Annotated in this window: 12 protein-coding genes; 6 read left to right on the top strand and 6 right to left on the bottom strand. The window is 44.1% G+C overall.

Going from position 1 to position 14,463, the window contains the following annotated elements:
* Positions 1–55: 55 nt before the first annotated feature.
* On the bottom strand, positions 56–784 hold the full coding sequence (locus tag MSG34_RS07270; RefSeq protein ID WP_248336870.1) for a pseudouridine synthase: 729 nt from the start codon (positions 782–784) through the stop codon (positions 56–58).
* A 321-nt stretch (positions 785–1,105) separates the two neighbouring features.
* Here MSG34_RS07270 and MSG34_RS07265 point away from each other — a divergent pair, with 321 nt between their 5' ends.
* The gene (locus tag MSG34_RS07265; RefSeq protein ID WP_248336869.1) at positions 1,106–3,331 is read left to right on the top strand and encodes an NADP-dependent isocitrate dehydrogenase; all 2,226 of its coding nucleotides are present in this window, start codon (positions 1,106–1,108) and stop codon (positions 3,329–3,331) included.
* 349 nt (positions 3,332–3,680) lie between these two features.
* On the opposite strand, the gene cspD is transcribed toward MSG34_RS07265, so the two are convergent.
* The gene (cspD, locus tag MSG34_RS07260; protein ID WP_004736548.1) at positions 3,681–3,902 is read right to left on the bottom strand and encodes a cold shock domain-containing protein CspD; all 222 of its coding nucleotides are present in this window, start codon (positions 3,900–3,902) and stop codon (positions 3,681–3,683) included.
* 585 nt (positions 3,903–4,487) lie between these two features.
* Between cspD and clpS the strand changes: the two genes are divergently transcribed.
* A complete protein-coding gene (gene clpS, locus MSG34_RS07255) occupies positions 4,488–4,808 on the top strand; it encodes an ATP-dependent Clp protease adapter ClpS (protein WP_004737430.1) in 321 nt (106 codons plus the stop codon).
* A 39-nt stretch (positions 4,809–4,847) separates the two neighbouring features.
* The gene (gene clpA, locus MSG34_RS07250; RefSeq protein ID WP_248336867.1) at positions 4,848–7,121 is read left to right on the top strand and encodes an ATP-dependent Clp protease ATP-binding subunit ClpA; all 2,274 of its coding nucleotides are present in this window, start codon (positions 4,848–4,850) and stop codon (positions 7,119–7,121) included.
* 216 nt (positions 7,122–7,337) lie between these two features.
* On the opposite strand, the gene infA is transcribed toward clpA, so the two are convergent.
* From infA to aat, 3 genes are all read right to left on the bottom strand, one after another.
* Positions 7,338–7,556, bottom strand: a complete 219-nt coding sequence (gene infA, locus MSG34_RS07245) for a translation initiation factor IF-1 (RefSeq protein WP_001040192.1) — start codon at positions 7,554–7,556, stop codon at positions 7,338–7,340.
* Positions 7,557–7,637: 81 nt separating this feature from the next.
* Complete coding sequence (locus MSG34_RS07240; protein WP_248336865.1) at positions 7,638–8,336, bottom strand: arginyltransferase; 699 nt, start codon at positions 8,334–8,336, stop codon at positions 7,638–7,640.
* A complete protein-coding gene (aat, locus tag MSG34_RS07235) occupies positions 8,336–9,046 on the bottom strand; it encodes a leucyl/phenylalanyl-tRNA--protein transferase (protein ID WP_248336863.1) in 711 nt (236 codons plus the stop codon). Before aat ends, MSG34_RS07240 begins: the two co-directional genes overlap by 1 nt.
* A gap of 53 nt (positions 9,047–9,099) precedes the next feature.
* Between aat and MSG34_RS07230 the strand changes: the two genes are divergently transcribed.
* Both MSG34_RS07230 and aroA read left to right on the top strand, forming a co-directional pair.
* The gene (locus MSG34_RS07230) at positions 9,100–9,555 is read left to right on the top strand and encodes a glycine zipper 2TM domain-containing protein (RefSeq protein WP_004736438.1); all 456 of its coding nucleotides are present in this window, start codon (positions 9,100–9,102) and stop codon (positions 9,553–9,555) included.
* A 162-nt stretch (positions 9,556–9,717) separates the two neighbouring features.
* A complete protein-coding gene (aroA, locus tag MSG34_RS07225; RefSeq protein ID WP_122081766.1) occupies positions 9,718–10,998 on the top strand; it encodes a 3-phosphoshikimate 1-carboxyvinyltransferase in 1,281 nt (426 codons plus the stop codon).
* Between the two features lie 60 nt (positions 10,999–11,058).
* On the opposite strand, the gene MSG34_RS07220 is transcribed toward aroA, so the two are convergent.
* On the bottom strand, positions 11,059–11,304 hold the full coding sequence (locus MSG34_RS07220; protein ID WP_017062104.1) for a YciN family protein: 246 nt from the start codon (positions 11,302–11,304) through the stop codon (positions 11,059–11,061).
* Between the two features lie 439 nt (positions 11,305–11,743).
* Between MSG34_RS07220 and topA the strand changes: the two genes are divergently transcribed.
* Positions 11,744–14,374: a type I DNA topoisomerase gene (topA, locus tag MSG34_RS07215; protein ID WP_248336861.1), complete on the top strand. Its 2,631-nt coding sequence runs from the start codon at positions 11,744–11,746 to the stop codon at positions 14,372–14,374.
* Positions 14,375–14,463 lie beyond the last annotated feature (89 nt).

The raw sequence follows: 14,463 nt of genomic DNA, 5'->3' as shown, positions 1-14,463 counted from the left end.
GCGAGGTGCTCTTGTCTATGACAGGTACCTCGCTTTTTCATTTCTACTATGTTGACTAGATCTCTTTCCACTCTCCAGGCTGTAGCTGCCCCACATTCATATTACCCATTGAGTAACGGATAAGACGCAGGGTTGGGAAGCCGATATTGGCTGTCATTCGTCTTACCTGACGGTTACGCCCTTCGATGATTGTAATAGCTAACCATGTTGTTGGTATCGCGGCTCTGAAGCGTACTGGAGGGTTTCTATCCCACACTTCAGGTTCTTGCATCACTTCGACTTTAGCTGGTAGTGTCATTCCGTCTTTTAGTTCGACACCTTTTCTCAATTTATCTAAATCTTCCTCAGAGGGTGCGCCTTCAACCTGTACCCAGTATGTCTTTGGGGATTTTGAGTTTGGTTGAGTTAGCTTAGCTTGAAAAATACCATCGTTGGTCAAGACCATTAACCCTTCGCTGTCGCGGTCAAGGCGACCTGCAGCATAAACGTCTTTCACTTGAATAAAGTCCGCTAGCGTTTTTCTCCCTTCGCCATCAGTAAATTGGCTAAGAGTATCGAAAGGCTTGTTGAACAGAATTACTTTGCGATCTTCGAGTGCTACCTTAGGTTTTGCATTAGTAGGCTTGCCTTTATATCGGTGCTTACTGGAGTGAGATTTCTTGTGCGAATTGCCAGTGTTATTCTTATCACTGCTTCGGCTTTGTCTATTACCGCTTTGTTTTAATGTTGCACCAGAACGAGCCGGTTTGTCTGAACGAGATGCGCTGCGTGAGCGAGTAGACATGTTAACTACCTTGCAAAAATGTAAACGAAGTGTGCTGAAAAGTTTTCACTGAAACGGAATTGAGCTATCATTTGCGCGCCTAAAAGACACAAAATAGAACAAGTTGATGGACTCTTAAGCCTGATTTGTTTAATTATACCTTCGTGTTTTATTATAACAACGCACTCACGGATTTGGTTCATGCTGTCATCAAGATTGCATGAAAAATAAGATAGAGTACGACTATCGAGTAAGCAGTTTTCACTCTTAGAGTGGCTTACTGGTCAATTTATAACACGCTCACTACTTTAAATGAGCTTGTAAGAACTATAGGGAAATTTCATGCCTACTGAAAAACCAACGATCATCTATACCATTACAGACGAAGCTCCGGCACTAGCAACTTACTCTCTGCTGCCAATCATTCAATCTTTTACAGCTTCTTCTGGTATTAACGTTGATACTCGCGACATTTCACTTGCAGGGCGCATTATTGCCAACTTCCCTGACTACTTGAACGAAGAGCAACGTATTGGTGATGCATTAGCAGAACTAGGTGAATTGGCTAAGACACCAGAAGCGAACATCATCAAGCTTCCAAACATCTCTGCATCAGTACCTCAGCTTCAAGCAACGATCAAAGAGCTACAGTCAAAAGGTTACGCACTTCCTAATTACCCAGAAGAAGCAAACACTGACGAAGAGAAAGCAGTAAAAGCAACTTACGACAAAATCAAGGGTAGTGCAGTAAACCCTGTATTGCGTGAAGGTAACTCGGATCGCCGCGCTCCACTTTCAGTTAAAAACTACGCGAAGAAGAACCCACACTCAATGGGTGCTTGGTCTGCAGATTCTAAGTCGCACGTTTCAAGTATGGACGACAAAGACTTCTTCGGTAGCGAAAAGTCAGTAACCATTGAAGGTGCTACAGAAGTTAGCATTGAATTCGTTGGCAAAGATGGCGCGAAGAAAACATTGAAGCCAGCTTTTGCACTGCAAGATAAAGAGATCATTGATGCGTCAGTGATGAATAAGGCCGCTTTGGTTGCGTTCTTCGAAAAAGAAATCGCATCGGCTAAAGAGCAAGGCGTACTGCTTTCTCTTCACATGAAAGCGACGATGATGAAAGTATCTGACCCAGTGATTTTTGGTCACGCGGTTAAGGTTTACTACAAAGACGTATTCGCTAAACATGGTCAGCTGTTTGAAGAGCTAGGCGTTGATGTAAATAACGGCATCGGTGATGTCTACGCGAAGATTGCAGCGCTTCCTCAAGATCAAAAAGAAGCAATCGAAGCTGACCTGCAAGCGGTATACGAGACTCAGCCACCACTAGCGATGGTTGATTCGGATCGCGGTATCACTAACCTACACGTACCAAGCGATATCATTGTGGATGCATCAATGCCTGCAATGTTGCGTTCTTCTGGTCAAATGTGGGATCCAGAAGGTAAGCAAAAAGATACCAAAGCAATGATCCCAGATCGTAGCTACGCGAGCATCTACCAAGCGGTTATTGATTTCTGTAAAGAGAACGGCGCGTTCGATCCAACAACGATGGGTAGCGTACCAAACGTTGGCTTGATGGCTCAAAAAGCGGAAGAGTACGGTTCTCACGATAAGACTTTCATCCTTGAAGCTGCTGGTCAGGTTCAAGTTGTTGACGCTTCAGGCGCTGTGCTTCTAGAGCAAGACGTAGAGGAAGGCGATATCTTCCGTATGTGTCAGGTTAAAGATGCACCAATCCAAGACTGGGTTAAGCTTGCGGTAACGCGTGCTCGTGCATCGGGTGTTCCAGCGGTATTTTGGCTAGATGCGTCACGCGCACATGATGCTCAGCTTATCAAGAAAGTTGAAGCGTACCTTCCTGAATACGATACCGATGGTCTTGAAATTAAGATCCTCGCTCCACTTGAAGCGACTCAATACTCACTGGTTCGTATCAAAGAAGGCCTAGATACTATTTCGGTTACAGGTAACGTATTACGTGATTACCTAACTGACTTGTTCCCGATTCTAGAGCTTGGTACATCAGCTAAGATGCTATCGATTGTTCCACTCATGAACGGTGGTGGTCTGTTTGAAACAGGTGCTGGCGGTTCTGCTCCTAAGCACGTTCAACAAGTAGAGAAAGAAAACCACCTGCGTTGGGATTCCCTAGGCGAATTCTTGGCATTGGCTGCATCTCTAGAGCACCTGAGCGTAGTAACAGGTAACGCTAAAGCACAAGTTTTAGCTGACGCGCTTGATAAAGCGACGGGCGAGTTCCTTGATAACAACAAGTCTCCTTCACGTCGAGTGGGTGAGCTTGATAACCGTGGTAGCCACTACTACCTAGCGGCATACTGGGCTAAGGCGCTTGCTGAGCAAACGGCTGACGCTGATCTTGCTGCTGAGTTTACAGGTGTGGCAAGTCAACTGGCTGAAAGTGAAGAAGCGATCGTTGCAGAGCTAAACAACGCTCAAGGTGTGGCTGGCGACTTAGGTGGTTACTACCTAATGGACGATGCATTGGTTTCAACACTAATGCGCCCAAGCTCAACGCTAAACGCGTTTATTGATGCATAATGATTGGACTCATCGTTAGTCAGTCATGAACGTGATTTGCTAACGATTTGCTTAGTTTGAAAGCTAAGTCATAGATAAAGTCAAAACGAGAGACGCTTTAACGATAACGTTAAAGCGTCTTTTTTTGTTCTTTTTTAATCCCCCCAAGACCTAGCTTAATAAGAATACACCCGCGAACGAATGGTCTAGTGAGCAACCTTATAGCCCCAAAACGAAAAAATAGTCCCCAAAACGAAAAAACCGCTCACGTAATCCTGTGTTACAGGTATTAAATGAGCGGTTTCAATATTCTGTTTACCTGTCAGCCGTTAATGACGACTGACGGAGGTTAACATGAGTTGGCATTCGCCTATTTTGCGGCGCTGCCTTCTACAGGAACAACGGAGCTAGCATGCGAGCCTTTAGGTCCACTTTCTACTTCATAGTCGACCTGCTGACCAGCCTTTAAGGTTCGATAACCTTCCATTTGTATTGTGGAGTAGTGCGCGAAAATATCGCCGTCTTCACCTTCTGGACAAATAAAGCCAAACCCTTTGGCATTGTTAAACCATTTTACTGTACCTGTAGCCATGCTATACATCCCTCATGCATTTTGTTACTAACGTTGTTATATCAATTGTTGTAAGTGCGATTGATATCATTCCTACCAGCTAAAGAATTTCAGCTAATAGCTTGAATCTCGTACATTGCTTACGGAAATTAACGCTACCCTGCGTAATTATTCCTTATTGTTAATTTTTGAAGCGTGTTACTGATTTTAATTCATGTTGCAAAAATGTATTAAAAAACCTTTTAGCTCCAATGTAGCTAATGATTGAGTACAGTCAATAGTAAATTGGTATAAAAGTGATCAATTTTAATAACAAATCACATTCGAGATTAACTGCAAACTATTAACTAAATAGTAACTTAGCGGTAATCTTATCGTCAGCATCAATAGTTATGGCGTCTTTTTAATCAATCACATATGTTAATCCTGTTAATCGAGATCTTTTATTTGCAGCGATGGAAATGGTGGATTAGGCTCAGTATAGAGGAATATTTTTTGGTACTGTTTCTCGGTGCAGTTTCTTAGTACACCGTAAAGCGTGAATGTGGTAAATTTGAGTTAGGTAAACACTCACGACTTCCGAAAAATAACCCTTAGCAAAGCGATATGAGCAGAAACTTTGAATGGGCATCTCCAGGCTCAGATTTACTGGAGAAAGAAGCAACAAAAGTAAAGCCACCGGCGATGTATAACGTTGTGTTGAATAACGATGACTACACGCCCATGGACTTTGTAATCGAGATCCTAGAGCGATTCTTCTCACTAGATATCGAAAAAGCAACGGAAGTGATGCTCAAGGTTCATTATGAAGGTAAAGCTATATGCGGCACATACAGTGCTGAAATAGCGGAAACAAAGGTAGCGCAGGTCACGATGTACTCAAAGGAAAATGAGCATCCGCTACTATGTACAATGGAGCAAGTATAAATTGCTCGAACAACACTGTTGTTCCCTTAGGAGGTACTTATGCTAAATAAAGAATTAGAGACGAGTTTAAATGGCGCATTTGCTCGTGCGCGAGACAAGCGACATGAATTCATGACTGTCGAACACCTCCTACTAGCATTATTAGAAAATGATGCGGCCAAGGAAGCGCTCCAAGCTTGTCAGGCTGATCTCGATGCTCTTCGCAATGAGCTCGATATTTTTATCGATCAAACGACCCCACTTATCCCTGAAAGCGACGAAACTCGCGAAACTCAGCCAACGTTGAGCTTCCAACGAGTACTTCAACGCGCTGTGTTTCATGTTCAATCTTCAGGTCGCAGCGAAGTAACAGGTGCTAACGTACTTGTGGCTATTTTTAGTGAGCAAGAATCTCACGCGGCATATCTTCTTAAGAAAAACGACATTAGTCGCTTAGATATTGTTAACTTCATCTCACACGGTATTACTAAAGCCAGCAACGAAGGCGACAGCCCTTCATCATCTGATTCATTTGGTGGTGCAGAAAATGCTGAAGAAGCTAATTCAGAAGATCGTTTAGAAAACTTTGCTACTAACCTTAACGAAGTCGCAAAACAGGGCAATATTGACCCATTAATCGGTCGCGACAAAGAGCTAGAACGTACTATCCAAGTTCTATGTCGTCGTCGTAAGAACAACCCTCTGTTAGTGGGTGAAGCGGGTGTAGGTAAAACTGCCATCGCGGAAGGTCTTGCATGGCGCATCGTTGAAGGACAAGTGCCTGAAATCATTCAGAGCAGCGTAATTTATTCTTTAGATATTGGTTCACTGTTAGCAGGGACGAAATATCGTGGTGACTTTGAGAAACGTTTTAAAGCGATTCTTAAGCAACTGGAGAAAGAAGAAGACGCGATTCTGTTCATCGATGAGATCCACACCATTATCGGTGCCGGGGCTGCATCGGGTGGTCAGGTTGATGCGGCAAACTTAATTAAACCACTACTAAGCAGTGGTAAATTACGTTGCATCGGTTCAACAACGTACCAAGAGTACAGCAGTATTTTTGAGAAGGAGCGTGCTTTAGCTCGTCGCTTCCAGAAAATCGATATTATCGAGCCATCGCTAGACGATACAACCAAGATTCTGATTGGCTTGAAGCCAAAATACGAAGCTCACCACGAAGTGCGCTATACCAACAAAGCGTTGCGTGCCGCTGTGGAACTGTCTGCTAAATACATTAATGAACGTCACCTTCCAGATAAGGCCATTGACGTAATCGATGAAGCGGGCGCTCGCAGCCGTTTGGCACCTGCAAGCCGTCGTAAGAAAACGGTAAGCGTGGCTGATATTGAGTCAATGGTTGCGAAAATGGCGCGTATTCCTGAGAAGTCAGTATCGTCTTCAGACAAAGATACGCTGCAGAAACTGGATGACCGCATGAAAATGTTGGTATTCGGACAAGACCCTGCAATCGATGTATTGAGTGAAGCGATTAAGCTGACCCGTGCTGGATTGGGTGCAGACAATAAACCTGTTGGTTCATTCTTGTTTGCTGGTCCTACTGGTGTCGGTAAAACAGAGGTGACGGTTCAACTGTCTAAGTTGATGGGTATTGAGCTTCTGCGCTTTGATATGTCTGAGTATGGTGAGCGTCACTCTGTGAGCCGCTTGATCGGTGCGCCTCCTGGTTATGTTGGTTACGACCAAGGTGGTCTGCTAACTGATGCCGTAATCAAGAACCCGCACTCTGTTGTGTTACTGGATGAAATCGAGAAAGCTCACCCAGATATCTTTAACTTGTTACTGCAGGTAATGGATAACGGCACGCTAACTGACAACAATGGTCGCAAAGCGGACTTCCGCAATGTGATTCTAGTGATGACGACCAACGCAGGTGTGGCTGAAACCGAGAAGAAATCGATCGGCCTGATCCAACAAGATCATGCGCCAGATGCGATGGGCGAAATCAAGAAGGTATTTACTCCTGAGTTCCGTAACCGTCTTGATAATATTATTTGGTTCAACAGCCTTGATCCAAGTGTGATTAGCCAAGTAGTTGATAAGTTCATTGTCGAGCTTCAGGTTCAACTGGACGCTCGTGGCGTGTCTTTAGAGGTTTCTGAGGATGCTCGTAACTGGTTAGCTGATAAAGGCTATGACAAGACCATGGGTGCTCGTCCAATGGGACGTGTGATTCAAGAGAAGCTTAAGAAGCCACTTGCTAACGAATTACTGTTCGGTAGCTTGGTTGATGGCGGTACGGTTAAAGTATCCCTGAAAAAAGACGAATTGGATTTCATCTATGTTGGTGCTAAAGAAGAGGTTATGCATTAACGAAGTGATTGATAACTCAAGGGCTTAAATATAAAACGCATGACTTCGGTTGTGCGTTTTTTTATGCTTGCGAGATGCGAGATGCGAGATGCGAGATGCGAGATGCGAGATGCGAGATGCGAGATGCGAGTATTGATGTACTTGTGCAGTAAAACGTTCAGGCAATAAAAAACGGAGCCTTAAGCTCCGCTTCTTATTGTATTCGCTAATTAAAAATTAACGAGCACGGAAGACGATGCGGCCTTTAGAAAGGTCGTATGGAGTCATCTCAACAGTTACTTTATCACCAGTAAGAATACGGATGTAGTTCTTACGCATTTTACCAGAGATGTGTGCTGTCACTACGTGACCGTTTTCAAGCTCAACACGGAACATTGTGTTTGGTAGAGTATCAAGGACAGTGCCTTGCATCTCGATTACGTCTTCTTTAGCCATCTAATCCTCTTTCGAAATTTGGCGGTTTTCAACGGCTTGATTGTGCCGTTAAAATCAAAATATGTAAAGTTGTCGCGTATTCTACCCTTGCCACCGCTGATTTACTAGCCTTTGATGACGTTGAAATCGTACTTTATAGTTCATCGCAGGGCATTCATCGATTTGATAACCCAAATATAACCATTGTTTTTGTTCTTTCTGGGCATGTTGGATCTGAAATAGAACGCCAAGTGTTCCCATCGAAATGTCTATATCAGGATCGAAGAAGGTATAAAACGCGCTCGTACAGTGAGCCATGATGTCGGTTACGGCGATACCAACCAACTTGTTCTCATCATAGATGTGCATGAACTTTGTAGTAAGCCACTCATTTTTAGAGAATTGTAGAAACTCTTCTTTCTTAGGTGGGTACATGGTTCCCGAACGGTGACGAGCGGTGATATAGCGACTGTATAAGTCAAACCAGTTACCATCCATCTCATCTTTCAGTTCCCAGCGCAGTGATTTCCCTTTGTTCAGGATCCGTCGTTGGCTTTTGGAAAGCTTTACCTCAGGAATTGAAAGACGAATTGCTTGGCATGCTGAGCAATTATCGCAATGTGGTTTATAAATGGTTGCTCCACTGCGGCGAAACCCATTCGCAAGCAGAACTTCATAGTTATCTGAGGTGTGCATGTGTTCGTCAAGCGTGACTGCCACTCTCTCTTCGAAGTGAGGTAAGTAGCTGCAAGCGTGATTGTCTGTTAATCCAATTCTGATTTGTTGTAAATCTGGATTCATTAACGCATTTCCTTTAGCCATTGGGTTTGAAAGCATGCATCGTCAACGGAAAATTCTTTGAGTAATTGCAGAGAACCTAGGAATTCATCCCTATCAACCTCGATAGCGCCTAAGGATTCCAAGTGAGGGTTCATGACTTGGCAATCAATCAGTTGTCCGCCGAATTGTGTAAAGTGCTTACAAAAGTACCACAGCGCAATTTTAGAGGCATTGGTCTTTAGGCTGAACATCGATTCACCGCAAAAGACTTGGCCTCTTTGTAAGCCGTAAAGTCCACCGATCAGTTCATCATCTTGCCAAACCTCAACCGAGTGGCAGAAACCTAATGAAGCGAGTTTGCGGTAGGCTGACTGCATGTCGCTGTTTAGCCAGGTTTCTTCTTCGGGTCTTAGTGAAGAGCAATAACCAATTACTCTGTCCGTCGCTTGGTTGATGCTGACTCGGTAATTGTGCTTTCTTTGAAACTTTTTAAGACTTTTTGACGGTTCGAATGTCTTAGGATTAAATACCGCTCGCGGTGCAGGGCTCCACCAAAGTATAGGCTCACCTGGGCCATACCATGGAAATATACCTTGGCTATAAGCGTTTAAAATTCGCATTGGTGATAAATCACCACCGAAGGCGAGCAGACCGTTGGGTTCATCAAGCGCGTCGAAAGGCGAAGGAAACTCTATACTAGTAGTATCAAGTTCGGTTAGGTATATAGTCATAAGTACCGCATTACAGATTAATCACTGACCAAGAGGTCTTTAGGAGTTTTACCATGAAGAAGTTGCTTTGGATTTTACTTGTTTTGCCCATGTTGGCAAATGCAGCTTACAACAGAAACCAAGCTCGACCAGTAAACGAGGTGGTTTATGGTGAGATTGATACGGTCAGATACATCACTCAGCAAGAGATCGTTGAGTCGAAAGCGAATGGTTGGGAAACCTTGTTAGGCGCGGCGATTGGTGGCTTGATTGGTAATCAGTTTGGCGGCGGCACCGGTAAAGAAGTGGCGACAGCTGTCGGTGCAGTAGCGGGCGCGGGTATTGCTCGTAACCGAGGTAACACACAATATAAAGTAGAGTACAAACTGGTCGAGTTATTGGTCAAAACCAAAGACGACAAGTTGGTCAACATTATCCAAGATGTCGATAACTCGATGCTGTTCAACCGAGGCGATGATGTACGAATTCTCTATTTTTCAGATGGTGTTCGAGTTGATCTCGTGTACTAGTCTATAAATACGATTGGTTGGCTAATTAATCACCGGTTTGGGTTGGATTAGCTCTGGAGTTCGTTGGAAAAGTTCGTTAGTCTGCAAGTACGAAGAATTATTCATCACCCGAAAATAAATACGCGCCAGTGACTTCGGGTGGTACAAGGACTATAAGATTTAATGGAAAGCCTTACGTTACAACCAATTCAAAAAGTGAACGGGGAAGTTAACCTACCTGGTTCAAAAAGCGTTTCCAACCGTGCACTTCTTTTGGCTGCACTTTCTACTGGAACCACTCGCCTAACAAACTTGCTAGACAGTGATGATATTCGTCATATGTTGAATGCATTGACGCAGTTAGGTGTTGATTATCAGTTGTCTGCAGACAAAACCGTTTGTGAAGTGACAGGTGTTGGTGGTGCATTCTCAAGTGACAAAGCCCTAGAGCTTTTCTTAGGTAACGCGGGTACGGCGATGCGTCCGCTGGCGGCTGCACTATGTTTAGGTCGCGGTGAATACGTTCTTACTGGTGAGCCGCGCATGAAAGAGCGCCCAATTGGTCACTTAGTAACGGCACTGCGAGAAGCCGGTGCCGACGTTGAATACTTAGAGAACGAAAACTACCCGCCATTGAAGATCACAGGTACCGGTCTGAAGAGCGGTACGGTTTCTATCGACGGTTCGATCTCTAGTCAATTCTTGACGGCATTTTTGATGGCTGCGCCTTTAGCTGAAGGTGAAGTGACCATTAAAATTGATGGTGAATTGGTTTCTAAACCTTACATCGATATTACGCTGCACATCATGAAGCAATTTGGTGTGGACGTGATCAATAACGATTACCAAGAGTTTGTGATTCCTACCGGGCAATCTTACTCGGCACCGGGTGACTTCTTGGTTGAAGGTGATGCATCATCTGCGTCATATTTCCTTGCAGCCGCTGCTATCAAAGGTGGTGAGATTAAGGTCACTGGTATTGGTAAAAACAGTATCCAAGGTGATATCCAATTCGCTGATGCGCTTGAGAAAATGGGTGCGGAAATCGAATGGGGTGACGACTACGTTATCTCTCGTTGTGGCGAGCTGAAAGGCATTGATATGGACTATAACCATATCCCAGATGCTGCGATGACTATTGCGACAACCGCATTGTTTGCGAAAGGCACAACGGCAATCCGTAATGTCTACAACTGGCGTGTGAAAGAGACAGACCGCTTGGCTGCAATGGCAACAGAACTACGTAAAGTCGGCGCTGAAGTGGAAGAGGGTGAAGATTATATCATTGTTACCCCTGTGGCTGAACTGACTCATGCGGCGATTGATACTTACGATGATCACCGTATGGCGATGTGTTTCTCGTTGGTTGCCTTGAGCGATACGCCTGTGACGATTAATGATCCAGGTTGTACGTCAAAGACATTCCCTGATTACTTCGACAAGCTGAAAATGCTAAGTCTTTAAAATGTTTAGTATGTAGAGGTTTAGGAACAAAAAAGCTTGCCTAAGTGGCAAGCTTTTTAATTATTGCTGAATTGTAAATTCTTTCGAAAGGTGGTGCGCTAAGTATTTAAACATGTTAAATACCGCGGTTGTATTCTCGGTCGGCATTCCATTGCTGTCTAAGAAGTATTCACCTTTGAAGACGAGTACATCGTCTTTTTCTACTACGCTGTTTGCGCGCATGCCTTCAATGTAGTCATCATGTGATTGGATAATTTGGTTTGCGATAAGCAGTAAATCAAATTCTGCTATTACTTTCTTTGTCATGAGTTTATCTCTGATAACTGAATATAACGTTGAGTTTATGGTGTCGAACTAGAAATTCAATGATTTCACAACCGATTAAGAGAGTCTTTTCAAACATCCACAATTTATTTTGTGATTTACGGCAAAAATAATTGAATGGGGCTCGCGTTAGATTCGCGGACAAGCTTAGTATGAGCCCGTTTAGACGTAATGCCTGATGAATAGGCTCTTGCAAGTATTCTTAGTGAGTACTTTATAGCTTCTTTATATTGTGACCCTTTTATCTATGAGTCGTCGAATTGTCGAGCGATCAGATCCAATTTTGAAAAAAGCGGTTGATCTTCTAGTAATCTCGCACAATAGTAAAAAAAGAAGCAATGAATTTAGAATATCATGCGTAAAAGCCCACAAGCTAAATTGTTGGTGCTGAAGCATCGTGATTAAGGACGTTAGAGTCAATATGGGTAAATCGCTCGTTATAGTGGAGTCGCCAGCCAAGGCTAAAACTATCAATAAATATCTTGGCAAAGACTTTGTCGTTAAGTCGAGTGTAGGTCACGTACGTGATTTACCAACGGCGGGTCAAAGTACTGGTCAAAAGGCTGCTGCAGTTTCAACCAAGGGTATGAGCCCAGAAGACAAAGCTCGTATCAAGAAAGAAAAAGATCGCAAAGCTCTGATCAAAAAGATGGGTATCAACCCGTATAAAGAGTGGGAAGCGAACTACCAAATCCTACCTGGTAAAGAGAAAGTCGTCGCTGAATTGCAAAAACTGGCTGAGAACGCAGACCATGTTTATCTCGCAACCGATTTGGACCGCGAAGGAGAAGCTATCGCATGGCACCTTCGTGAGATCATCGGTGGCGATGAAACGCGATACAAGCGAGTGGTTTTTAACGAAATCACCAAGAATGCTATTCAACAAGCTTTCGAAACTCCAGGTGAGCTAAATATTGATGGCGTAAACGCACAACAAGCACGACGTTTTATGGACCGTGTTGTTGGCTTTATGGTGTCACCTCTGCTTTGGAAAAAAGTAGCACGAGGCCTGTCCGCTGGCCGTGTTCAATCAGTAGCGGTAAAACTACTGGTAGAGCGTGAGCGCGAGATCAACGCCTTTATCCCTGAAGAGTTCTGGGATGTGCATGCTGATACTAAAACAGCAGAGAAAACCGACTTTAGACTGCAAGTAGCACAGAAAGACGGTGTTGCGTTTAAACCTGAAAATGAAGCGCAAACACAAGCTGCTGTTAGCGTTTTAGAAAAAGCGCAATACGAAGTATGTAAACGTGAAGACCGCCCAACCAAGAGTAAGCCGTCTGCACCTTACATCACGTCGACACTGCAACAAGCGGCGAGTACGCGTCTTGGTTACGGCGTAAAGAAAACCATGATGCTGGCTCAACGCCTGTATGAAGCGGGTTACATCACTTATATGCGTACTGACTCAACCAACTTGAGCTCAGAAGCGGTAGAAGCCGCTCGTGAATACATTGGTTCGGAGTACGGCGCGCAATACCTTCCACCTAAAGCACTTGTATACGGCAGCAAAGAGGGCGCTCAAGAGGCCCACGAAGCGATTCGTCCTTCAAGTGTAGATGTTAAGTCGGAAGATCTAAACGGCGTAGACGCAGACGCACACAAGCTTTACTCGCTAATTTGGAATCAATTCGTAGCGTGTCAAATGACGCCAGCTCAATACGATTCAACGACAGTAAGCGTTAAAGCCGATGAGTACACGTTAAAAGCGAAAGGTCGTATCCTTAAATTTGATGGTTGGACTCGTGTTCAGCGTCCAATGGGTAAGAACGAAGATACGATCCTTCCAGCAGTTCAGATCGGCGATAAGCTTGATCTGATCGCGCTAGACCCTAAACAGCACTTCACTAAGCCACCGGCTCGTTTCACTGAAGCGGCGCTAGTTAAAGAGCTTGAGAAGCGTGGTATTGGTCGTCCTTCAACATACGCATCTATCATCTCGACGATTCAAGATCGTGGTTATGTAAAAGTTGAACAGCGTCGTTTCTATGCTGAGAAGATGGGTGAAATTGTTACTGACCGTCTAGACGGCAGCTTCAACGACCTAATGAACTACGACTTCACTGCTCGTATGGAGCAGAAGTTGGACCAAATCGCAGAAGGCGAAGCAAGCTGGAAAGGCGTGCTAGATAACTTCTTCGAAGACTTTACTGGCGATTTGGAAAAAGCAGATTTAGACGAAGACGCTGGTGGCATGAAGCCAAATCATATCGTGGAAACCGATATTGAGTGTCCGACTTGTAGCCGTAAAATGGGTATTCGTACTGCTTCGACAGGCGTATTCCTTGGTTGTTCTGGTTACGCACTTCCACCAAAAGAGCGTTGTAAGACAACAATCAACCTTGGTGATGAAGAAGGCATTATCAACGTGCTTGAAGAAGACGTTGAAACAGCAGCACTTCGAGCTAAAAAGCGTTGTCCTATTTGTGAAACGGCAATGGATGCTTATCTGATTGATGATAAGCGTAAGATGCACGTATGTGGTAACAACCCGAACTGTGAAGGTTATGTGGTTGAGCACGGCGAATTTAAAGTGAAAGGCTACGATGGTCCACTTGTTGAGTGTGACAAGTGTGGTTCTGACATGGTTCTGAAGAACGGTCGTTTTGGTAAATACATGGATTGTACGAGTGAAGACTGTAAGAACACTCGTAAGATTCTGAAAAATGGCGAAGTTGCGCCACCGAAAGAAGACCCGGTACATTTCCCTGAACTTCCATGTGAAAATTCAGACGCGTACTTTGTTCTTCGTGATGGTGCTTCTGGTCTATTTATGGCTGCGAGCAACTTCCCTAAATCACGTGAAACACGTGCACCATTAGTGGAAGAGTTGGTTCGTTTTAAAGACCGTATCTCACCTAAGTTCCAATACCTAGCATCAGCGCCAGTTGCTGACCCTGATGGTAAGCCGGCAGTGGTTCGTTTTAGTCGTAAGACCAAAGAAAACTACGTGCGTACTGAAGTAGATGGAAAACCGTCCGGTTGGACTGCGTTGTACATCGACGGTAAGTGGGAAGTTACGGATAAGCGTAAAAAGCCTAAAGAGAAGTAACTGAACGTTATTGATGAAAAAGCAGCCTAATGGCTGCTTTTTTTTGGTCTCTATATGACTAAATATGCAACTTGTTGATTTTGTGTTTC

Origin of the sequence: Vibrio sp. 1CM2L (assembly GCF_023161695.1) — a bacterium.
Classification (GTDB): Bacteria; Pseudomonadota; Gammaproteobacteria; order Enterobacterales; family Vibrionaceae; genus Vibrio; species Vibrio coralliirubri.
The sequence above is the reverse complement of the archived record's forward strand: the minus strand, read 5'-3'. Positions and strand labels throughout refer to the sequence as shown.

What these genes read in the sequence shown, in the direction of transcription:
- MSG34_RS07270 (WP_248336870.1), bottom strand. Translation starts at nt 784, where the DNA reads ATGTCTACTCGCTCACGCAGCGCATCTCGTTCAGACAAACCGGCTCGT.
- MSG34_RS07265 (WP_248336869.1), top strand. Translation starts at nt 1,106, where the DNA reads ATGCCTACTGAAAAACCAACGATCATCTATACCATTACAGACGAAGCT.
- cspD (WP_004736548.1), bottom strand. Translation starts at nt 3,902, where the DNA reads ATGGCTACAGGTACAGTAAAATGGTTTAACAATGCCAAAGGGTTTGGC.
- clpS (WP_004737430.1), top strand. Translation starts at nt 4,488, where the DNA reads ATGAGCAGAAACTTTGAATGGGCATCTCCAGGCTCAGATTTACTGGAG.
- clpA (WP_248336867.1), top strand. Translation starts at nt 4,848, where the DNA reads ATGCTAAATAAAGAATTAGAGACGAGTTTAAATGGCGCATTTGCTCGT.
- infA (WP_001040192.1), bottom strand. Translation starts at nt 7,556, where the DNA reads ATGGCTAAAGAAGACGTAATCGAGATGCAAGGCACTGTCCTTGATACT.
- MSG34_RS07240 (WP_248336865.1), bottom strand. Translation starts at nt 8,336, where the DNA reads ATGAATCCAGATTTACAACAAATCAGAATTGGATTAACAGACAATCAC.
- aat (WP_248336863.1), bottom strand. Translation starts at nt 9,046, where the DNA reads ATGACTATATACCTAACCGAACTTGATACTACTAGTATAGAGTTTCCT.
- MSG34_RS07230 (WP_004736438.1), top strand. Translation starts at nt 9,100, where the DNA reads ATGAAGAAGTTGCTTTGGATTTTACTTGTTTTGCCCATGTTGGCAAAT.
- aroA (WP_122081766.1), top strand. Translation starts at nt 9,718, where the DNA reads ATGGAAAGCCTTACGTTACAACCAATTCAAAAAGTGAACGGGGAAGTT.
- MSG34_RS07220 (WP_017062104.1), bottom strand. Translation starts at nt 11,304, where the DNA reads ATGACAAAGAAAGTAATAGCAGAATTTGATTTACTGCTTATCGCAAAC.
- topA (WP_248336861.1), top strand. Translation starts at nt 11,744, where the DNA reads ATGGGTAAATCGCTCGTTATAGTGGAGTCGCCAGCCAAGGCTAAAACT.